This is a genomic window from Marinomonas profundimaris, assembly GCF_000508165.1.
GTDB classification, from domain to species: Bacteria; Pseudomonadota; Gammaproteobacteria; order Pseudomonadales; family Marinomonadaceae; genus Marinomonas; species Marinomonas profundimaris.
In genome coordinates this window covers 16,820-38,157 of record NZ_AYOZ01000002.1, presented here as the reverse complement: position 1 = coordinate 38,157, position 21,338 = coordinate 16,820, and the positions used below count along the sequence as shown (strand labels likewise).

The 21,338-nt window shown below is 47.5% G+C and carries 15 protein-coding genes; all 15 read right to left on the bottom strand.

The annotated features are described in order from the left end of the window. Window positions 1–62 precede the first annotated feature (62 nt). Window positions 63–980, bottom strand: coding sequence for a GGDEF domain-containing response regulator (locus D104_RS21440; RefSeq protein ID WP_024022696.1), 918 nt, complete (start codon window positions 978–980; stop codon window positions 63–65). Beyond that, the gene (locus tag D104_RS21435) at window positions 977–5,458 is read right to left on the bottom strand and encodes a PAS domain S-box protein (protein WP_024022695.1); all 4,482 of its coding nucleotides are present in this window, start codon (window positions 5,456–5,458) and stop codon (window positions 977–979) included. Before D104_RS21435 ends, D104_RS21440 begins: the two co-directional genes overlap by 4 nt. Before the next feature lie 120 nt (window positions 5,459–5,578). Further along, entirely contained in the window at window positions 5,579–5,827 is a 249-nt protein-coding gene (locus D104_RS21430) for a hypothetical protein (RefSeq protein ID WP_024022694.1), read from the bottom strand. Between the two features lie 182 nt (window positions 5,828–6,009). Beyond that, the gene (locus D104_RS0118620; protein WP_031214433.1) at window positions 6,010–7,398 is read right to left on the bottom strand and encodes an ABC transporter ATP-binding protein; all 1,389 of its coding nucleotides are present in this window, start codon (window positions 7,396–7,398) and stop codon (window positions 6,010–6,012) included. After that, on the bottom strand, window positions 7,395–8,177 hold the full coding sequence (locus D104_RS21425; RefSeq protein ID WP_024022693.1) for an ABC transporter permease: 783 nt from the start codon (window positions 8,175–8,177) through the stop codon (window positions 7,395–7,397). The genes D104_RS0118620 and D104_RS21425 overlap by 4 nt, the downstream gene beginning before the upstream one ends. Beyond that, window positions 8,174–9,109 (bottom strand): ABC transporter permease, encoded by a 936-nt coding sequence (locus D104_RS21420; RefSeq protein WP_024022692.1) that lies wholly within the window; start codon window positions 9,107–9,109, stop codon window positions 8,174–8,176. The genes D104_RS21425 and D104_RS21420 overlap by 4 nt, the downstream gene beginning before the upstream one ends. Next, window positions 9,106–10,662, bottom strand: a complete 1,557-nt coding sequence (locus D104_RS21415; protein WP_235075880.1) for an ABC transporter substrate-binding protein — start codon at window positions 10,660–10,662, stop codon at window positions 9,106–9,108. Before D104_RS21415 ends, D104_RS21420 begins: the two co-directional genes overlap by 4 nt. A gap of 207 nt (window positions 10,663–10,869) precedes the next feature. Continuing rightward, entirely contained in the window at window positions 10,870–12,093 is a 1,224-nt protein-coding gene (locus tag D104_RS21410) for an ABC transporter substrate-binding protein (protein WP_024022689.1), read from the bottom strand. Between the two features lie 115 nt (window positions 12,094–12,208). Beyond that, window positions 12,209–14,179, bottom strand: a complete 1,971-nt coding sequence (locus D104_RS21405) for a beta-galactosidase (protein WP_024022688.1) — start codon at window positions 14,177–14,179, stop codon at window positions 12,209–12,211. A 3-nt stretch (window positions 14,180–14,182) separates the two neighbouring features. Further along, window positions 14,183–15,052 carry an SMP-30/gluconolactonase/LRE family protein gene (locus D104_RS21400; RefSeq protein ID WP_024022687.1) on the bottom strand — a complete coding sequence of 290 codons (870 nt, stop codon included), beginning with the start codon at window positions 15,050–15,052 and terminating at the stop codon, window positions 14,183–14,185. A gap of 29 nt (window positions 15,053–15,081) precedes the next feature. Beyond that, window positions 15,082–15,717, bottom strand: coding sequence for a 2-dehydro-3-deoxy-6-phosphogalactonate aldolase (locus D104_RS21395; protein ID WP_031214429.1), 636 nt, complete (start codon window positions 15,715–15,717; stop codon window positions 15,082–15,084). 2 nt (window positions 15,718–15,719) lie between these two features. After that, on the bottom strand, window positions 15,720–16,679 hold the full coding sequence (locus tag D104_RS21390) for a 2-dehydro-3-deoxygalactonokinase (protein WP_024022685.1): 960 nt from the start codon (window positions 16,677–16,679) through the stop codon (window positions 15,720–15,722). After that, window positions 16,679–17,452: an SDR family NAD(P)-dependent oxidoreductase gene (locus D104_RS21385; protein ID WP_024022684.1), complete on the bottom strand. Its 774-nt coding sequence runs from the start codon at window positions 17,450–17,452 to the stop codon at window positions 16,679–16,681. Before D104_RS21385 ends, D104_RS21390 begins: the two co-directional genes overlap by 1 nt. Further along, window positions 17,452–19,188 carry an IlvD/Edd family dehydratase gene (locus D104_RS21380; RefSeq protein ID WP_024022683.1) on the bottom strand — a complete coding sequence of 579 codons (1,737 nt, stop codon included), beginning with the start codon at window positions 19,186–19,188 and terminating at the stop codon, window positions 17,452–17,454. The genes D104_RS21385 and D104_RS21380 overlap by 1 nt, the downstream gene beginning before the upstream one ends. Further along, a complete protein-coding gene (locus D104_RS21375) occupies window positions 19,189–21,336 on the bottom strand; it encodes an alpha-galactosidase (protein WP_235075879.1) in 2,148 nt (715 codons plus the stop codon). It lies immediately after the preceding gene. Window positions 21,337–21,338: the final 2 nt, after the last annotated feature.

Here is a 21,338-nt window from a genome sequence, read left to right as displayed (position 1 = left end):
TAGACGAAAAAAAACCGAGCATCGCTGGATTCTCGGTTTTTCTTTATTAAAAATCCTAACTGTTACGGTCGATATACGACCTTGTTGCGCCCTGTTTCTTTTGCTTCATACAACGCTTCGTCTGCGCGCTTTAACAATTCTTCTTTTGTCTCATTTCCACCATTAAATACGGTTACACCAATACTAATCGTGACCGGAATTTCAACGTTTTCATGTACGATTGGGCTTTCTTCGATGGCACTACGATAGCGATCGAACACCACTAACACTTCATTAATATCCATATTCGGTAAAATGATTCCAAACTCTTCGCCACCCAAACGCCCAATAACATCACTCTGCCTAAGAACATGTTTAATACGCTCAACAACGGCAATCAAAACGGCATCGCCAGCATCATGACCAAAGGTATCATTAACCGCTTTAAACTTGTCTAAATCGAATACTCCGCACGCCAAACAACTTAGACCTCTCCGACTAGCGGACATTTCATGCGTTAATAACACTTCAAACGAGCGACGGTTTGCCACGTCCGTCAGATAATCTGTTGAGGCCATTTCTTCAAACAATCGGTTGGATTCCACTAGTCGACGCCTCATGTCTGCAATTCGCTGCATGGCTAACATTTTTGCCGCCAATATCTTCTGGCTGATCGGTTTAATAAGATAGTCATCTCCGCCCGCAGTTATCGCCTCTTCAATAGCCTCATCTTCTGCGCTGGCGCTTAAAAAAATAACTGGCAACCACTCTTGCTTTTGCTGCTTCTGAATGTCACGAATGGCTTTCACAGCGTCGATGCCATTCACATTAGGCATTTGCACATCAATAAGAATTAAGTCCAAATCTTCCGCGTTCAGGACAAATTGATTGATGGCTTCTTGACCATCGGTTGCTTCAATAACGCTAAAGCCCATCTTAGACAGATGCAGTTTAAGCAATAAACGATCAGTGTTCGTATCATCTACGATTAATACCTTCATAATGTTTTCGCTATACGCTTAAGTTCAATTTTAACGTGTTGGTACATCTCAATAATTTCGTTCAACTTTGCCGGTAAATTGGCAATATCGTTTTTACGGCTTTCCTCTTCCAATTGAGCCGCCATAGCCGACAATGTCATTGCCCCTACATTTTGACTCACGGATTTTAAACTGTGTGAGCACTGTGATAGAGACTGGAAGTCGGAGAGGTTTTCTTCTTCAAGTATGGTGGATAAGGTCGCAACGATGCCATCTGCATCACTAAAAAAAGCATCAATGAGCAACAAAGAATCGTCACCTAAAATGGCTTTCAAGCCCTCTAGAACGGATTCATCAATCACCATTGTTGACTGAACATCAAACGCAGACACCATCGGCATATCCTCTTTAGTTTCTGAGATTAACGACACACTCCCGGTCGGCAACCATTGATCTAACACTTCCATCAGTTTGACTTGCTTGAACGGCTTAGGCACCAAACCGTCGCCACCAGCACGCAGCACTTCAGACAAGGTTCCTGGCATAATATCCGCCGTTAGAGCAAGGATTGGCACTCGCTGACCTTGGCCTTTTTTCTCTGCCTGCCTAATACGGCGCATGGCAGACAAGCCATCCATAACTGGCATATGCAAGTCCATCAGAATCAAATCAGGATGATGAGCCTGCCACTTTTCTATTCCAATGGCGCCGTCTTCCGCTTCAATGACATCAAAACCCATTTTAGCCAAAATCCCTCGCGCCACCGCCATATTCGCTTTCATGTCTTCGACAACCAGAATCACACCGTTTCTTAAATGTGTTTCTTTGGCGTCATTGGTTTTGTCTTCTTTGTTATCAAGTCGACTCAATTCCCCACTGGAAAACTGTTGGCCGACGGTGCCTGACGCCATCGCGGAGATCAACCCCTTCTTCAGCGATACACCTCCCATGGGCTTAGCAATGCACACACTTACGCCGGCAGCAGACAAATCTTCTTGTGATAGCAATCCCGCTGAAGACGTCATCAAAATAATAGGTTGCGTCAGCGAGTTGCTCTCTGCCCGAATAAAGCTCGACAACATCAAACCATCTAACTCTGGCATCATGTAATCCAATACAATAATGTCATACGGCTTGCCAATTTTGATCGCTTGCTTAATCGCTGGCAAAGCCTTAACAGAATTACTTTCTATATCGGCATCAATTCCGCAAGACTTAAGTTGATTCTTTAAAATGGTTAAATTGGTTTCATTATCATCGATAACTAACGTTTTTTTGCCCGCTAAGATCGATTCATCTATCACTGTATCCATATTGGACATCGCGTGACTTTCTGGCAACGCGAAATCAACCGTGAAATTCGACCCAACGCCCAATTCACTCGATAACGACACCTCGCCATGCATCAGACCAACAAGTTGTTTGGTGATGGCAAGACCCAAACCTGTACCACCAAATTTTCGCGTGGTCGAACTGTCCGCCTGAACAAATGCATTAAAGAGATGAGGCTGAACATCATCTGCAATCCCCACACCCGTATCGATGACATTAATGGTGACAGAGACCATACCCTGCAGATCCACTGAGCCTTTTGTAGAAACCAACACATGACCAAGGTGTGTAAACTTAATGGCATTGCTGATTAAATTGATCAAAATTTGTTTGATCCGAAATACATCTCCTACCAAAAAGCGTGGGCAACTGCCATCAAACTCGACCAGCAAATCCACCCCCTTTTCTTCCGCTTTCACCATTAATAAACGCGCAACATCGTAAACGGCTCTTTCCAAATCAAAATCGACTCGTTCAATGGAAAGGTGACCCGCTTCAATTTTGGAGAAATCCAAAAGGTCATTAATCAAACCCAACAAGCCCTCACCCGATTCTTGCAGCACACGCAATTGCTCGCTCTGTTCGCCATCCAATTTGGTAGTAGAAAGCAGTTCGGCCATGCCAAGAACGCCATTAAGAGGGGTTCTAATTTCATGACTCATGGTGGCAAGGAAATCGCTTTTCGCCTTACTGGCCGCAAGCGCCTGCTCGCTCGCATCACGCAACACATCTTCCGTTTCTTTGCCGGAGGTAATGTCCATATTAACCCCGACAAGACGAGTCGCTTTGTCATCTTTATCAAACACAATGGTGGCATTGGACTTTAAATAGCGGGCTTGTCCATCTTTTCGTACAATTCTAAAGTCAGAATCTAAATACTGTGAAAGGGACGACATGTCGTCACCTTTCTTAAAGTAACTACCGCCGTCATCTTGTCGAACCAGCGCATCCTGTAGCCTAACTTTATCTTCTGGAAAAACACACTCTTCCCATATTTGAAGTGGCGAATCGCCTTCATCCTTGCTGGCATTGTACAAACGATACATCCAATCATCCCAATGCAAGGTGTTATCGGACAAATCAAGTTCCCACACACCAATGCCTGCGGCATCCGTTGCAATAGACAACCGCAAGTTCGTGTCTATCATTTTTTGTTCCACTTCTAACCGTTCACTGACATCACGAACATGAGCAATATAACCACCAAGACTGCCGTCTGGGTTCGGAATCATGCTACCAATCGTTTCGGTATGAAAAATTTCACCCTGCTTATTCTTGTAACTCACACGATAGCGACTCAACACACTTTCTGGGTCGACGGTATAAGCCGTGCCGCGTTTTTTAAATTCACTTTCGTTGACGTACAGCATCTGAGTACTTTCTTCCAGAACATCCTCAAGCTCATAACCGAACAGTTCTGTAAAGGCAGGATTAATCATCTTAATTTTACGATCGCTGCCCACCAAAATGATGGCTTCTGGGGCATTAACGAACAAGGATTCAAAAAAGATTTTCTGCTCTCGCAGATCGAGCTCCGCTTGAACTTGTTCCGTTCTATCTTGAAACGAAATCACGGCGCCATCAATGTCGCCTTGTGAAGATCGCATGGCAATGCAGGTGTATTCACAAACAAACGGGGCTACACCAAAGTATTCACCACGAGATTGGCTGCTCTCACCGGTCATCAGTGTTTTTTGAATTGGGCTGAGTGCGGATGTATATAAATCGCCATGCTCATCTCGATGAGAAAGCACAGGAAACAACGATTTATGCAGTAATGTCTCTAATGAAGTATCCAAAATTCGACACGCTGCGGAGTTAGCAAACGTGATGACGCCATCATTATCAACACCCAATATTCCTTCGTGTACCGCCTCTAAAATAAGGCGCTGTTGGCGCTCTGACGTCATCAACTTTGCATCGCTTTTATTGCGGGTAATTTCATTACCTACCCACTGAGAAAGCAACTTCATCACTTCGTAATCATCATCACCAAACGCATGATCTTTAGGATTCGGACTGGAAAAATTCAACGTTCCCCAACGCTGTCCATCAACATAAATAACAATGCCGATGTACGCCTCAAGGCCAAAATTTTGATAACAAGGGTGTTCTTTAATATCGCTAATCGCTGTATGGAAGTACGATGTTGGTAAGTCGCTTCCAAGCGTATGTACACAATAAGTATTACCTAGCTCAAATACAGCACCCGGAAGGACTTCGCCATTTGGCGTATGGCTGTACTCCACTTGATACACATCGCCTTTGATTGAACTGATCAAACCAATCGGTAATGCGTATTGCTCTGAACCGACCTGTAAAATTCTTTGTAGTTTTTGCGCTAGTGATAAGCCTGTATTCGCGGTCACTTCGTGCAAATGCTTTAGGGTTTGTAACGTTCTTCTTTGGGACGTAACATCCTGCATGCACAAATAAAGACCCGTGACTTCTCCCTGGTTGATCCGCGGCATATAGTAGGCTTCGATGAATCGTTTCTCACCATCCAGACCTTGATTCACATCATAATGAAAACGTGTTGGTTTCCCTTGCAGCGCTTCCTGTAGCTTTGCCTTAATCGCAGGGAAAACATCCGTAGGAATGTGTGCTTCAACATGCACGCCGACCACATCTTCTTTTGCGATTGAAAAGCGACGTTCATACGTATCATTCACAAATTCATAACGAAGGTCTTTGCCCACTAAAGCAATAAAAACCGGCACGTTATTGTTCAGCTTAAGCAGATCTTCATAGCTGATAAGGTCTTGATCATTATTTAACGGAGTAGGTTGAGAAGCAGCGTCCAGCTGAGTCGCAAATAAATCGACCAAGACAACCATGTGCTCTTCTAACAATAACGAGATGAGCGGACAGGGCTTATCACTTAAGAAAAATAAAGTCGCCCCGGCACCGACAATGGGCTCAACAAGGACCGTAGACAAACAAGAAAAATTAGAAAAAATTGGAGGAACGGAAGGCGTATTTTGAACATCGAGATAACGAGCAGAAAGCCGCAGGTGAGAATAAGAAAGTCCACTAGAAAAATCGCCCCAGCGGAGGCCATCAACGCCACCTAAATACGAAACACGACCATCTTGAAAAATAAGCCCCGCACAAGGCATTCCAATAAGAGACTTAGCGACTTTTAAAGAAGCCTCAAGTTCACCCATCCAGTTTCCCCTACTACCCGTTTATTATTGATTTAGTATAGTTGAAGCATCTAAAAAACGTTGCTAACGCCTTACAAGATAACAGAAAACGGGTATTTCGCTATAATAAATATGAATAACTTATGGCAGCAGTTTATCGATTAACACACAGTCCTTCGTCTCGTTTCGACTCGCTTTTACTTTATCCAATACTTTCTGAGCAACATCCTTTTGACGTTGAGAAACGTATTTGGACTCCACGGTTTTTTCGACGTTTTTCAAATAGGTGTTTAACTTCGGTGTGCAATAGTCATCAAAGGCAAAAGAATGACTGGAAGTGAAGACAGCAGCACTTACCAAAGCAATTGAGAGTGAGGATTTCAACAACATAATTTTTCCTAGTGTAGAAAGTAACAAAGAAAAAATTAGACCATAGGATGGGAAGAATTTAAACCTTAAGCGCTCTTTCTGTGAGCCTTTTACTCATTCACGTCACGACAACAACGTCACCAGCCTTCGGCTCGAACACTCATCAATACAAGTGAAACCGAAAGCGGTAACGTCAAACCACACTATAACGAAATGACCTGATGGCAAGTTTTACGAATCAATGCCGCATCATGACTCACCAGTAAAACTGCACACCCCGCTTCACTGGCCAACGACACCAACAAAGTGGTGACTTCTTTCGCTGTAATCGGATCCAATCGAGAGGTTGGTTCATCCGCAAATAAAAACACCGGATCCAACAACAGCGCACGCAAGATCGAAAAGCGTTGTAATTCACCGCCCGACACCGCCAAGCAATTCCGCTCAAGAATGCCATTCGGCAGGCTTAACTTAGCCATTAATGGCGCAACTCGAGTCCTATCAATGTCATGAAGCTGAATTATGTCGTCGAGCAATTGCCCCAATGACACACTGGCTGAAAAGGCAGACGGCGGATCTTGATAAAGCTTCAACCACTGATGCGGTTTTGCCGCCTGATTTAAACGCGCAATACGCCCCGACAAAGGGGTCACAAGGTGGAGCAATGCGTCACCGAGCGTCGACTTACCACAGCCACTGTCACCCACCACGCCGATAACGTCACCTTGCTTAATAGAAAAGGACAAGCCATCAAACAAGGTTCGACCACCGCGTGCGACCTTCAGTTGATCCACCACCAAGATATCATCGGTATCGTGTTTTTGTGAATGCGGCGCAATATCTGTCCATACACTCGGCTCTGCTGCAATGAGCGCTCGCGTATAATCGTCCTGCGGCGAATCAAGCACGACCATCGTTTCGCCTTTCTCTACCAAATGACCATCTTTCATGACCAGCAATGCTCCGCCAAGCTGGCGCGCCACCGTCACATCGTGCGTAATCGTCAATAAACTGCCGAATCGAGAACGCGACTGCAATAATCGCACAATGCCATCTCGTCGTGACACATCCAGCCCTTTGGTAGGTTCATCCGCCAAAATCACCGTGGCGCCACCCGCTGTTGCCGCCGCAATGGCCAGTCGCTGCGCCATGCCGCCAGACAATTCATCAGGTCGTTTATTGCCAATGTGCGACAATCCAACCTGATACAACGCCTCTTCCGCACTCCTTAAGGCGTCTTGTTTATTTTGCCCTTTCACGCATTGATATACTTCTGTCACCTGATCCACACACTTCATTATTGGATCTAGCGAATGCCACGGTTCTTGCGGCAGCATAACCAATTCCCTGCCCCACAATTGCTGACGCTCTCTGCATGTCATCCGTTTGCCATAAACGTGTATCTCACCGGATACTCGTAACGCCGTCGGCAACAATCCCATAATCGCTTGCGCTAACAAACTCTTTCCAGATCCCGTCTTTCCCAATATCGTCAACGGCTGACCCTGTGTCAATTCAAGCGAAATCGGCGCCAACAGACACCTGTCGCCCACATACACAGCCACATCAATCAATTTCAATAACACACTCATGCGCGTTTCCCTGCCAGTAAATGAAACCCCAATATCAGCAATGCGATCACAACCAAAGGCTGAGCGAGTAACCAAGGTGCCTCACTGTAATAAGGAAACAACGCCACCGACATTAGGCCAAGTTCCGCCAATGGCGGCTGAATTCCCACAGACACAAAACCCAACGACGCCATGGTCAAAATCGCATTCGCGCCACCAAACGCAGCCAAGGTAAACACAGAAGGCGAAATAGCAGGCCAAATATGCCTCTTGAATTGATACCACCGGCCAAAGCCCATCATCTGAGAAGACTGCCTTGCTGGGCTCTGAATCACGTTTTGTGTAATCGCTCGCACTACGCGAAAGTACTCAACCCATTGCACCAAAGAGATGGCCAAATACAACACCAAGAAAGACCCTGGTGCGATCGCCGCAAACAACAACACCACAACCAATCCTGGCAGCGCGAGCAATACATTCACCGCCACACTGAGTGCGTTATCGACCTTTTTCCCACCCCAAACCGCCCACACACCAAACGCAGTACCAATAAGTGACGAGGTCAACACACACACGAGACTCAATGCAAAAGACAACCCGACCGCGTGCGCCATTCGCGACAGCATACTGCGTCCAAAATGATCGGTGCCAAGCCAATGCGTCAACGAAGGTGGTGTCATCACCGAATTCAAATCTTGTTGCGCTACGGTATAAGGTGTAAACACGGAACCTAAAACCGCAAACGCCATCAAACCCACCAACAGACTCAACCCTAACCATTGTGAAGTCGTTAATTTCATTCCGTTTTTGCTCCCCTAGGGTCAATCCAAAGACACAACATATCCACCAAGGTATTCAGAAAAACAAACAACACGCCCATCACCAACGCTGCGCCTTGAATCACTGGAATATCGCGAGCAAAAATCGCATGAGCCAGACCATGACCAATCCCCGGCCACGAAAACAAAGACTCAACCATCACAATACCTTCGATCATACTCACCAATTGAATACCAAAAAACGCCACCACTGGCACCGCAATATTCCGAATACCATGGCGCCTAAATGTTTGCCAAGCAGGCAAGCCTTTCACCTTAGAAAACTGATAAAACGTCGCGCTAAAAGCCCGCTTAGCAGAGTCTCTCACCACGCGGTTAGACACCGCCGCCAAGCTTAGGGCCAACGTGAAAGCAGGTAACACGAGATGAGAAAAGGAGCCAAAGCCCGCGACAGGAAACCAACGCCAATGCAACGCAAACAGTAAAATGAACAACACCCCAATCACAAACACTGGCAGAGCCCGAATCACACTGGATAACCCCATAAAAATAGAATCCAAAGGGTTGCCTCGCCAAGCGCACAGCAAACCAACCGGAACAGCAATCAATATCGACACCATCAAGCCAGCCAAAGCAAGTAACAGCGAATGCCCCAACATATGCTGGAGCGTCTCCGTGACAGGCATACCGCTGACGAGCGAATCGCCTAATTTGAATTGCAAAAGATCGGTCAGCCAATGCCAATAGGCCACAAAAGCGCTTTGATCCAATTGCAGCTCTTCACGAACCATTTGAGCCGCTTGCGCGTTCACATTGTCTTGACCATAGCGACTGGCGGCAATCCGATATGCCATGTCACCAGGCAAAGAACGCATTAAAATAAACGTCAGCGTTCCAACCCCCCAGACCACGGTCAACAATTGAAGCGCCCTTTTAAAAAGCAGAGTCTTCACGGTTTTACAAACTCCAATTCATTCAAATAAAAACTGCGTTCAAACGGATCAAAACGAAACCCTTGAACGCGTTTATTCACCGACGTCTGTTGCACATAAGACGTCACGGGAATCACAGGGCGTTCGTCATAAATTAATTGAGCGCTGCGCTGTGCAATTACTCGATATTGATATGGGTCCGAAATACGCTCCAACGCAGACAGTAACGCTGATATGTCGGGGTTATTCCAATTCATCGCCCCCCAATCGCCACCGCCATTCGAACCAAAATCCGACAACATGACACCCAAAGGGTCGGCAATAAAACCATAATTACGAGCCATTAACGCCACCTCCAATGAACCATCTTGATGACCCATTGGAATCGCACTGGAATTGGTTACCTCTACTTTTGTTGACACACCAACCGCTTGCCATTGCGCCTGAATCGCGGTGGCCACCGCGGTCAATTCTGGTCGATCGGCGTAAGTAATCAACGTCAACTCAAAACGCTCGCCGTTCCTTTCCAGTATACCTTCCGCATTTTTTGACCAACCTAATGCTGCCAATACACTTCCTGGCGTACCAGCAGACGCCTCTGTTTGCGCAGTCACACCTTCTAAATGCCAATTGGCCATAGACGAAGGCATAATTTGCGCAGTTTCAGAACCTGGTGTGCGTAAAATGCCTTTTGCTATGCCTTCGCGATTAATCGCTAAACTCAAAGCTTGTCGTGCTCGCACATCGTTTAAAAATCGATGTCCGCTGTTCATCTTCAACACAATGGTTCTAGGGATGGCATTCGAATAAAGGGTCAACCTTGGCAAATGCTTTAATGACATGAGACTTGCTGGATCCAAGCCAAACACAATATCGGCCTGACCGGTTCGGGCTTGCAGCACTCGACTCTCGGATCGATGCCCCGTTAAATAACTCGCATAAGGAATGCTGGCCAATTTGCCCCAATAAACGTCAAATTTTTCGACCACTAACTTGTGCGGCGGCGAAAACTGATAAAGCTGATAAGGACCCGTTCCAGACAACGCCAACACCTCGCCGTCTTTTCCATAAGCCGCTGGCGACAAAATACTGTTGGCATAATTCGCCAATACAGCACCGAGCAAGGTATAAGGTCGAGATAACGTTATGGCGATAGAATGACGGTCCAATGCACGAATCGTCATAATAGGAGCATTACGAAGCGCTCCGTGTTTCTTCTGGGCAATCTCCAGACTGTTGACCACGGCCGCTGCATCCAACAACGAGCCATCATGAAAACGCACGCCGTCGCGCAGTTGAAAAGTCCATGTTTTCGCATCTTCGCTCACACGCCATTGTGTTGCTATTGCGGGTATCAAAACGCCATTGGCATCCACATCCAACAAGGTTTCTAACACCTGCATTCGACTGTAGATGTAACCATTTTTAGACGGATCCAAACTGGTAAATTCAAATGCCGCACTAATAGACAAGGTATTCGCCGCAGTGGGCTTTGCCAGCGCCTCCATACTCAGCACAAAGCCCAGTGCCACAATCCCAGACAATATTTTTTTAAAGGAAGTCATTACGCTCATATCAAGATTATCCACAACATAAAAAGTTATGATATAACATAATATTTATGCATGGCAATTATTTGTAAGCGCCTTTGATGAAAACGACGTTTCTAGCCAACCCAAAAAATGAAGGCATAAAAAAAGCCGACTTCAATAAATTGAAATCGGCTTTAGATTTATTTTCTGGATGACGTTATCCGCTATGGTGCCGGAAACAAGGATCCATTATTTGAAAACACGTTTTCTCACACTTTCTAAGCGCTTCAAAATTGCGTCCATACGTTCTGGTTTCACCATGAATTCTTGGAAACCTTTCATGCCTTCTTGCGCCATGCTCGGATCCGTATCACGGTCATAAAATTGAGCCGTACCAGACGCATTGTTTAGCATGTCCACGCCCTTATTCAAAAAGTAATTATCAGGCGCATGGGCTTTTTTATGCGGTGGAATTTGCAATAACGCCGCATTCACCAAGGTCTGATTATCAGCACGCGCCATAAACTCTAAGAATTTACGTGCGTCTTTTTTATTGGCTGCTTTAGCAGGAATATGAATAGTATCCATTGGTGCGTCTTCCGCCATGCCAATCGCCGGATCAATTTGTGGGAACTGGAAGAAGCCCATTTTTCCATCAAGCTCTTTCGGGAAGTTTGGCGCAATAAAGTTACCAATTAAATACATCGCCGCTTTGCCGTTGTACATAAATGGTTGCGCTTCTTGCCAAGAATAAGACGCATGATTTTCTAGGAAATAGCCGTTATCCACCAATACCTTCCAGTGTTCAAACGTTTTACGAACACGAGGATCCGTGTAAGGAATTTTTCCATCCATTAAATCAATATGAAAATCCAAACCATTGGTGCGCATGTTCAAATAATCAAACCAACCCGCAGCGGTCCACAAATACTTAGTACCAATTGCGATTGGTGCGATGTCATTGGCTTTTAGCTTGGCATTAACCGCAAGGAATTCATCCCATGTTTTCGGTTCAGAAAGGCCTAACTTGTCAAAAATGTCTTTTCGGTAATAAATGCCCCATTGATAATAAGTGTAAGGAACTCCCCACTGTTTATCATTAATCGTCATCGCCGGTGTGGCAGAAGGCATGTTGGCTTTTAGATCCTCTTTTTTCCAAACATCACTCACGTCTTCAAACAAACCGCGATCAACAAACGCCTTCATACGATTGCCCGCATACCAGAAAACAACGTCTGGTGGACTGGTCGACAACCAATTACGGATAGCGGTCTTATAACCTTCTTTGTCATACAAGTTGTATTTGACAGTAATATCCGGGTTTTCCCCTTCAAATTTTTGCACGATTTCAGCAAACGCTTTTTTCGGTGCTGGGTCGGCCTGATCTGAGTTGATCACCAAGGTACCTGCGTTGGCAATGGAAACGGCCGTTAATGCCATGGCACCGACTAATAACGATTGGATTTTTTTCATTTAACTAAGCCCTCTTTTTATTGTATTTTATTAATTGGAACTAGGTTTCAGTATTGACCAACTTTAACGAATAATCAATAAAAGAAACTAAGTTCCACTTTATTTTTGCGCTTTTCTAACGTTTTTTCCAAATCGACACACCCGCCGCCGCTAAATGGCGGTCACCAATGACCAACTCCGCCTCTTCTGGTTCAAAAAACACCTCGTGGGACGCGTAATTAAAAGCAAAAATAACGTTGCCACGCTCACGAACACGCACCCCTTTCGGCAAGTAAACGCTCGACAACCCTGCGGCTTCGGCCAACTTAGCCAAACTCGCTTTTAGTAAGCCATTGTCGATGCAAGAACCAAGATAAAAATGCCGTCCTTCTCCCATCAACACAGGTTTGCCACCATCGTCCTTTAGCAAGCACGGTAGCGCCGTCTTAATTTGTTCATGCCAATGCATTAGATTTCCTGCCCCCCAACGGCCAGATACTGCTGGCTGAGTGTGATTAGGTAACGCATCTACACGTTCTACCGTCAGCGGCAATAAGCTCGCCAATGGCCCTGGCGCAAGGTTGTCAGGAATTTGATACGTATCGGTTTTGCTGCCCGTTCTTGGTCCCGCCAACAGCACACCGTTAAACGCAGTCAGCCTTGCTTGTAGCGCAGGCGAGATATGCGCCTGCGCCGGTAAAACCAGCAACTCATACGCATCCAAGGACGCATCACTGGAAATGATATCGACAGACAAGCCCAACTCTCGTAGGGCTTCATACAGGCGATAACACCAGAATAAATAACGATAAGCGCGAGATTGAGGCTGAATATCCAACGACCAACAGGCGTCGTAATCAAACATCAATGCGACTTTTCCTGCGCTCGGCAAGGACATCAACGCTTCCTCGTCCAACCCAAGCGATTCGGCCAAGGCTTTCACTTCTCCGGCAACCAAAGCGGCTTCTTGTGCGGCTTCGGCTTCTTGTGCATCCGGTCGCAATAAACCCGCGTGCATTTGTTCTTGTCCGAAAGGCGCCTGACGCCAACGGAAATACGAGACGAGTTCCGCGCCATGAGAAAAGGCCTCCCATGTCCATAAACGCACCGCGCCATTTGCCGGCGCTGGGTTATGTGGTGCCCAATTCACCGGCCCAGGTTGTTGCTCCATAATCCACAAACGCCCTTTCCCACACCCGCGATACAAATCATGATGAAACGCACCAAAGTCAGGATGACCAACACGTAAATACGTGTATTTTTCTTCTTCGGTATAAATGGCTTCTTGATCCAAAAAGCCCAGTGGGTAGGTATCCCAACTCGCCACATCCAAATCTTGACCGACTTTGTGATGGTCAAACGCCGTAAAAAATCCCATGTAGTTATGCACTAAATCACGGCCCACAGAATGTTCTCGCAAAATAGCCACTTGCAGCTTATTAAAAGCAACCACTTGGTCTGAACAACAACGCTGAAAGTCCAAGCGATGGGAAGGATTGGCTTCGGTCACGGTCAGATTTGGCAATTGAATTTCATCGAACGAACGATAATCCATGCTCCAAAAGACATTGCCCCACGCTTTATTTAACGCCGCAATCGTGCCGTATTTCTCCGTCAACCAAATGCGAAACGCGACCAAATCCGTTTCGGCGTAACTTAAAATAGTGTTGTGACAGCCGTATTCATTGTCGGTCTGCCAAGACGCTACGGCAGGATGCTGACCATAGCGCTCCGCCATTAACGTCACTATTCGACGACACGCTTCCCGATATTCAAGACTGGCAAACGTGTAATGACGTCGAGAGCCAAAGCCTCGCACTCGCCCCTGCTCGTCTTTTGCCAACATAGAAGGGTGACGATCCACCAGCCACTTTGGCGGTGTCGCGGTGGGCGTACCTAAAATCACTTTCAAGCCATGAGCGTGAAGAATGTCCAACGACTCATCCAGCCATTGCCAATGCAACTCATTGGGCTCTGGTTCAATCGTGCTCCAGCTAAACTCACCAATACGAACGTATTCAATACCAATGCGCTGCATGTGTTGCGCATCTTCCACCCATCGGCTTTTTGGCCAATGTTCAGGGTAATAACAAACGCCTAATTTCATTTTCTATGCTCCTGAAAAAGGCTGGCTTGGCGCACCGGCAATGTTCATCTTGGTTAAATCAATCGCCACCACATGACCTGCCAACGGTTGATTCGCCAGTGTTTCATCACTCGTTGCCACACTGGCCGACGTGATAAATAAGGTCATGCCATTCTCGCCACCAAACACACAACACGTTGGCTTAGAAAAAGGCAATTCAATCGTTTGTAGCACTTCGCCATCAGGGCTGTAGCGCACCACGCGAGCGCCGTCCCAATTTGCATTCCACAAGCAATCGTCGGAATCGAGACAAGAACCGTCCGCACCAATGCCTTCTTCTACTTCGAAATATGGCTTTTGTTTACGCACGTCATAAAACTCAGGATACGGAAAAGCGTGCACCTTTCGCGTCATGGAATCGCCAAAATAAAAGCGCCCGCGTGACTCGTCCCACGCCAGTGTATTGGCAATACCAATACCTTCTAACATGAGCGTTTTTTTGCCTTCTGGTGTGATTTTCCACAGTCGACCCGACGCGACCTTTTCGGCGTCGTCCATCGTGCCAACCCAAAGCACGCCATTCGGATCACACTTAGCGTCATTACTTCGATTGCCAGCAATGTCGGTGTCTAACTCACATAGGTGTTCTAACTCGCCAGTCACTTTGTCTAAATACGCAATCTCATCCGACAGAGCGACTAACAGACGATCGCTCTGAGTGGTAAACACCGCAGAGACTTTTTTCGGCAGCGTCCAATGTTGCGTTTCATTCGACGCTTGATGCCAACACCACACTTGGCAAGCCGGAATGTCGACCCAATACAAGGCTTGCTCGGCTTGGCTCCAAAACGGCCCTTCTGCTAATTGATGGCGCTGAGTACTGATTTGCTTCATTATTTTTATTCTCCTGAAAATCCGAGGGATTAAGCCTGATACGCTTTCCAAGCAGCCATAAAAGCGCAGGCATTGGCTTTCGTCGTTTCCACGGACTGCCCTTTTTTGTACAAGGCAGAACCCAAACCAAAACCACGTGCGCCCACTTTCAAATAATCGGCCACATTCTCTGGCGTCACACCGCCCACCGGACACAACCAAGTGTCTGCTGGAATCACCGCGCCTAAGGCTTTCACCACATTGATCGTTGGTAAGGCTTCTGCCGGAAACAATTTCACCGCATCTGCGCCCGCGTGCAACGCCGCAAACGCTTCACTCGCGGTAAAGAACCCCGGCATAGCAAATAATCCCGCCACTTTCGCGGCTTTAATCAGTTCAGGATCCGTGTGCGGACACACCATTAATTTTGCGCCCGTAGCGACCAACTCGGTCAATTGCCCCATGGTCAATACAGTACCCGCACCAATCACGGCCTGATCACCAAAGGCCTCTTGCAACAAGCGAATACTGACAAACGGTTCTGGCGAATTCAGCGGCACTTCGATCAAACGAAAGCCCGCGTCAATCAGAGCTCGGGTATGTTCAACCACTTCGTCTTTTCGAATGCCTCGTAAAATGGCCACCATGGGGAACTCTTGCATCAGTGCATCAAAAGAATGTGTCATGTTCATTTCGCTCCTTTATTCGCCAAACGTTTTAAGCCGCGAATACTCGCCTCGCTGGCGTCTAAAAACTCAGATTTAAGCTGACGAGAAGCCAGCGCCAACGCATAGCGCGCGCTTAATGCTTTGCTTCCGACAATAACAACCGGGCTTTCTGGCGCGCTCAGTGATTCTAAAATGTCATTTACATCATGACCAATCACCACACCAGACAAGTAGTCTCTCACTTCATCGGCAGCCAATTCACCGCACACAAACCGACTGCGAGCGCTAAACAAATGATGCAAAATGCCACCGCCTTGTTGGCTGGCCAATACGCCCTGATTAAACGCGCCTTCGTTTAACACGTCGGACTTAGGCAACCCTTTGACCAAACTGGATTCATCGTTGAGACGCGCAAACAACTCTCCCGTGATCGAAGTCGAAAATTGCGTCACGTGACCGTTTTGGATTTGCACCCATTTGCAGTGTGTTCCGGGCAAACAAAAAACAGGGGCTTCCTCAGTGCGACCTTGCGCTTCCAACCAATCCATTGCGCCTAATAATTGCGTCTCTTCACCACGCATCACATCGTGATACCCCGCAACGCCTTGGCCTTGCAAACCAGGCACAATCGCAATGGGATTAGGTAAAGCGGTTTTTAACCAATGTAGGTGTTCGGATAAATCACTAAGTTTTATTGGACAACGCTGGTATGGCACTTCTTGCCAGCCTCCACGACTGCCCACCATGCCCGCCATGTAAATCGGTAAATCGCTTGTTAGCCAGTCGTCCAATAAATCCGCTAATACGGTCTCGAATTCCGACGCGCCCAGTTTCAACATGCCTTGATCACTGTCGCGTTGCGCCTGAATATCACCATGCTGATTCAGCAGAAAAACGCGTAAATTGGTGGTTCCCCAATCCACCGCGATAAAGCTCGCGTTGCCGCTTAAAGAGTGAGAAACAGAATTTGATGACGTCATTACAAGCGCCCTCCATCAACCACCAGACTTTGTCCAGAAATCATCCGGCTGTCGTCTGCGCCTAAGAACAGCACCAAATCCGCCACGTCTTCTGGCTCAATTTTTTCTTTCAATGACTGCTGCGTCATTAATTCCGCTTCGGCCTCTGGGGTTAGCCATAAGCGCTTTTGCTTTTCGGTCATCACCCAACCGGGCAACACCGTATTGACACGAATTTTTTGCGCGCCCAACTCACGAGCCAAACCTTTTGTTAATCCAGAAATACCCGCTTTGGCGGTGACATACCCCGGATAACCCGCCAGCCCAAGCATCCACGAATTGGAACTCATGTTGATAATGCTGCCGCCACCCGCTTCTGCCATGGCGGGCGCTACCGCTTGCGCCGCAAAGAAGTGATGTTTCAAATTCACTGACATGCATTGATCGAATTGTTCCGATGTTAGCTCTTGCAGCGTATGACGATGATCATTCGCGGCGTTATTCACCAGAACTCGAATCGTTCCCCACACCGACATTCGACCATGAATGGTGTCTTTCAGCGTTTCAATTTGCGTCAAATCGACCAGATCAAAATGCGCCTGATAACCCTGCGCTTTCAACTCTTTTGCCAACGCATCGCCTGCCGCTTGGTCGATATCAAAAAAACTCACCAAGCAACCTTGCTGCGCCAACGCTCGCACCAGCGCTTCGCCAATGCCGGACGCCCCGCCACTTACCAGCGCATGTCGACCAGCCAAACTGGGATAAATCGTCTTGTTTTTATTATTTATCATTAATGAGACTCCCGACTCACTTTCGAGCCACTGCTGCCGACGAGGAAATCCAAATCGGCTCCTTGATCGGCTTGCATTACATGATCGATATAGAGTTTTGCGTAACCGCGATGGTAATCACTTTTTTCTGGTTGCCATGCCGCTTTACGACGGGCCATCTCTTCGTCCGAGATGTGCAAATGCAAACCGCGCCCTTCCACATCGAGGGTAATTTCATCGCCGTGCTGCACCAACGCCAATGGCCCGCCCATGGTGGATTCTGGCGCCACATGCAGCACGACAGTACCAAATGCAGTGCCGCTCATGCGTGCATCACTAATGCGAACCATGTCTGTAATACCTTGTTCCAATAGCTTACTTGGCAGCGCCATGTTGCCCACTTCCGGCATGCCCGGATAACCTTTTGGGCCACAGCCTTTTAAAACCAAAATAGAGTCTTTATCCACGTCCAATTCCGGCGTATCTATGCGCGCTTTGTAGTCTTCGATGTTTTCAAACACCACCGCTTTGCCGGTGTGTTGCAGTAATTCTGGCGTCGCCGCGCTTGGTTTGATAATCGCCCCTTGTGGTGACAAATTGCCGCGCAATACCGCAATGCCAGCATTGGCTCGCAACGGTTTATCAAGCGGACGAATTACTTCTTCATTGAAACATTCTGCGCCTTCAGTGATTTCGCCCAAGCTCGCGTTGCAAACGGTGTTGGCCGACATATCAAACAGATGACTCAAGCGCTGGATCAAGGCGGGGAAACCGCCCGCGTAATGAAAATCTTCCATGAGGAATCGACCCGATGGCATCAAATCCACCAAACATGGAATGTCCGCCCCGATTCGATCCCAGTCGTCTAGGGTCAAATCCACCCCAACTCGACCGGCAATCGCCAGTAAATGCACCACCGCATTGGTGGAACCACCGATTGCTGCATTGGCACGAATGGCGTTTTCAAACGCGGATTTGGTCAGAATATCAGACGGTTTAAGGTCTTCTTTGACCATCTCGACAATCCGCCCGCCCGTCATGTGCGCCAACGCCTGACGCCGCGCGTCCACCGCTGGCAAGGTGCCATTTTCAGGTAACGACATGCCCAAAGCTTCCACTAGGCACGCCATGGTCGATGCGGTGCCCATGGTCATACAGGTTCCACGCGAGCGAGACATACCCGATTCGGCGCGCATAAATTCGTCTAGGCTCATTTTGCCGCCACGAACGGCTTCACTGAATTTCCACACGTCGGTGCCAGAGCCAATGTCTTTACCACGATATTTGCCGTTCAGCATAGGGCCGGACGACACCACAATGGTTGGCAAATCGACCGAACACGCGCCCATTAATTGTGCCGGTGTGGTTTTATCGCACCCGCCTAGTAACACAACGCCGTCCATGCCGTAAGCGCGCATGGATTCTTCTACGTCCATGCTCATCAAGTTACGAAACAACATGGCGGTTGGTTTCATTTGGGTTTCCCCCAAGGACATAACAGGAAATTCAAGCGGCACACCGCCTGCTTCCCACACACCACGTTTCACGTATTCTGCTAATTCACGCAGGTGCGCATTACACGGCGTCAATTCACTCCATGAATTGCAAATACCAATGATTGGTCGACCATCAAAACTGTGATCTGGTAAGCCTTGGTTTTTCATCCAACTGCGATGAATAAAGCCGTCTTTGTCTAGTTTTCCGTACCATTGCTGACTGCGCAGTGGCTTTTTGTCTTTATTATTCGTGTCGCTCATTCAATGATTCTCCGCCAAAGGCACAGCTTGGATGCTTAATAAAATAAGGGATTCGGGGTCTAAAATTGGCAACTGGAGACCCGCTTGACTCAAGCTCGCACCGTTCAAAACAAGGTCTTTTTTCCACCACGCTGGTAAGGCTTTCATAAGGTGGCTTGGCAATGGGCTGTGTTCCAACACCACCACTCGATAATTCTGTTCAGGCAATAAATTGGGTAAACGCACCGGCAACGTTTGCGCTTGTTTTGGCATGGCAAGCTGACTGTAAACCGCCAAACCTTGCCTGCGATCTTGGCTTAATGACCATTGCGTTTGTGCTCGGCCATCGGCGCTCGATAAACGCCAATTATTGCCTTGGTGCAAAATGTCACGATGCTGTTTGTAATGAGACAACCAATTCGCAATCGTCGCTTTTTGCTCTGCATTGGCGTCTAACAAGTTCCATTCGATGCCTAAATGCCCAAGCATGGCTGTGCCCGCTCGAAATGCCACATCGTGAATTCGGCTGGTGGTATGGCTTTTATCTGGGCCAATGTGAGAGCCCATAACCTCGGGCGGAAAGAAATAACTAAAGCCACGCTGAATGCTCTGGCGCTCTAATGCGTCGTTGCAATCGGACGCCCAAAAACGTTTGGTGTAATTCAAAATACCAAAGTCCACCCGTGCTCCGCCGGACGAACAGCTTTCGATTTCCATGTCTGGAAACGCTTGGTTTATCTCATCCAGTAACCGATACAAAGCCCCTACTTGAGCATGCGCTTGCGGGGCGATATCACCACTCGGCTGAGTGTAATCTCGGTTCATATCCCATTTCACATAATCAATCGGATACTCCGTAAACAAGGCAAACAACCGTTCACGAATGTATTGATAAGCGTCTGGTTTGGCGAGATTTAATACCAACTGATTGCGCGCCAACGCGGCGCTGTATTGAGGCAATTGCAACGCCCAATCGGGGTGCGCACGAAAGAGATCGGAATCTGGATTGACCATTTCAGGCTCAAACCACAAACCAAATTCCATACCGAGATCGTCTTTGACGTAACGGATCAGCGGCATCAAACCGTCTGGGTATTTTGTTTCATCCACAAACCAATCGCCCAACGCCGCTTTGTCATGATCACGACCACGGAACCAACCATCATCGAGGATATAACGCTCCACGCCCACGTCTGCCGCGGCTTTTGCCAAGGCTTTCAGTTGAGTCATATCATGATCAAAATAGAATGCTTCCCAAGTATTGAGATGCACAGGACGGGGTTTTGAAAGATGCAAACGCTGGCGCGCTTCTTGATGGAATTGTTGACTCATGGTGTTCAAACCAGAAGCGCTGTGGCTGGATAAAAATTCTGGTGTAGAAAGGGTTTCATTCGTCGCCAAAACAATCTCGCCCGGCAAATACAAGGCTTCCGCTTGCAAATAACGATGGCCTTCTACTGTGTAATCGGCTTTTAATCTGTGATTGCCGCTCCACGCTAAATGCGCGCCGACCAGCTCGCCTTGCTGTTCGCCAAAACCTTGTTCGCCGACAATTACCGCAGGAAAGTTCGCATGACAATTACGGCCGTTACGGTTTTCTTGCAACCAAGTCGATTGCCAATCGCTGCGCTCTTGCTGAAATTCTTGGCACCAACGGCCATAAAAACCCATGCGTTCAACATAATGACTCGCCACCGGCAAAGTACACGCCAAGCGCTGAACCGTCACATCGCCCCGACCTTGATTGGTCAAGGTTAATTGTTGTCGCAACACGCCCGATGACAACAACCCAATATCCAGTGTAAGTGCAAGCTGAGCCACATTGTCTTCTAAGCGAATTGACAATCCAGCTTGGGTTTCATTTACGTCAACTAATACCCAACACGCCGACCAGACAGGGCGATCTTCCGCGCTGGCTTCCACCGCGGGCGATTGCAACCAACCTCGGCCCGCTTCGGGAATCAAAGACATAGGTGCGGGCTTGTCCAACATGGCTTGCGGAATGGCCATTTGTTTCGACAAATACAGACTCGCCAAATCGGTTGTCGCAGGCAATGCATCACCAAAAAAAACCAACTCCGGTGCGCCCTGTTGTGGGCAAGCAATGACCAAGGTTTTGCCCTGCTGATCTTGGCGATAAAAGTTCATGTCTACATTATTTTTCATCATGA

Excerpts from the sequence above, each read along its gene's own strand:
- D104_RS21440 (WP_024022696.1), bottom strand. The coding sequence starts at position 980 with ATGAAGGTATTAATCGTAGATGATACGAACACTGATCGTTTATTGCTT.
- D104_RS21435 (WP_024022695.1), bottom strand. The coding sequence starts at position 5,458 with ATGGGTGAACTTGAGGCTTCTTTAAAAGTCGCTAAGTCTCTTATTGGA.
- D104_RS21430 (WP_024022694.1), bottom strand. The coding sequence starts at position 5,827 with ATGTTGTTGAAATCCTCACTCTCAATTGCTTTGGTAAGTGCTGCTGTC.
- D104_RS0118620 (WP_031214433.1), bottom strand. The coding sequence starts at position 7,398 with ATGAGTGTGTTATTGAAATTGATTGATGTGGCTGTGTATGTGGGCGAC.
- D104_RS21425 (WP_024022693.1), bottom strand. The coding sequence starts at position 8,177 with ATGAAATTAACGACTTCACAATGGTTAGGGTTGAGTCTGTTGGTGGGT.
- D104_RS21415 (WP_235075880.1), bottom strand. The coding sequence starts at position 10,662 with ATGAGCGTAATGACTTCCTTTAAAAAAATATTGTCTGGGATTGTGGCA.
- D104_RS21410 (WP_024022689.1), bottom strand. The coding sequence starts at position 12,093 with ATGAAAAAAATCCAATCGTTATTAGTCGGTGCCATGGCATTAACGGCC.
- D104_RS21405 (WP_024022688.1), bottom strand. The coding sequence starts at position 14,179 with ATGAAATTAGGCGTTTGTTATTACCCTGAACATTGGCCAAAAAGCCGA.
- D104_RS21400 (WP_024022687.1), bottom strand. The coding sequence starts at position 15,052 with ATGAAGCAAATCAGTACTCAGCGCCATCAATTAGCAGAAGGGCCGTTT.
- D104_RS21395 (WP_031214429.1), bottom strand. The coding sequence starts at position 15,717 with ATGACACATTCTTTTGATGCACTGATGCAAGAGTTCCCCATGGTGGCC.
- D104_RS21390 (WP_024022685.1), bottom strand. The coding sequence starts at position 16,679 with ATGACGTCATCAAATTCTGTTTCTCACTCTTTAAGCGGCAACGCGAGC.
- D104_RS21385 (WP_024022684.1), bottom strand. The coding sequence starts at position 17,452 with ATGATAAATAATAAAAACAAGACGATTTATCCCAGTTTGGCTGGTCGA.
- D104_RS21380 (WP_024022683.1), bottom strand. The coding sequence starts at position 19,188 with ATGAGCGACACGAATAATAAAGACAAAAAGCCACTGCGCAGTCAGCAA.
- D104_RS21375 (WP_235075879.1), bottom strand. The coding sequence starts at position 21,336 with ATGATGAAAAATAATGTAGACATGAACTTTTATCGCCAAGATCAGCAG.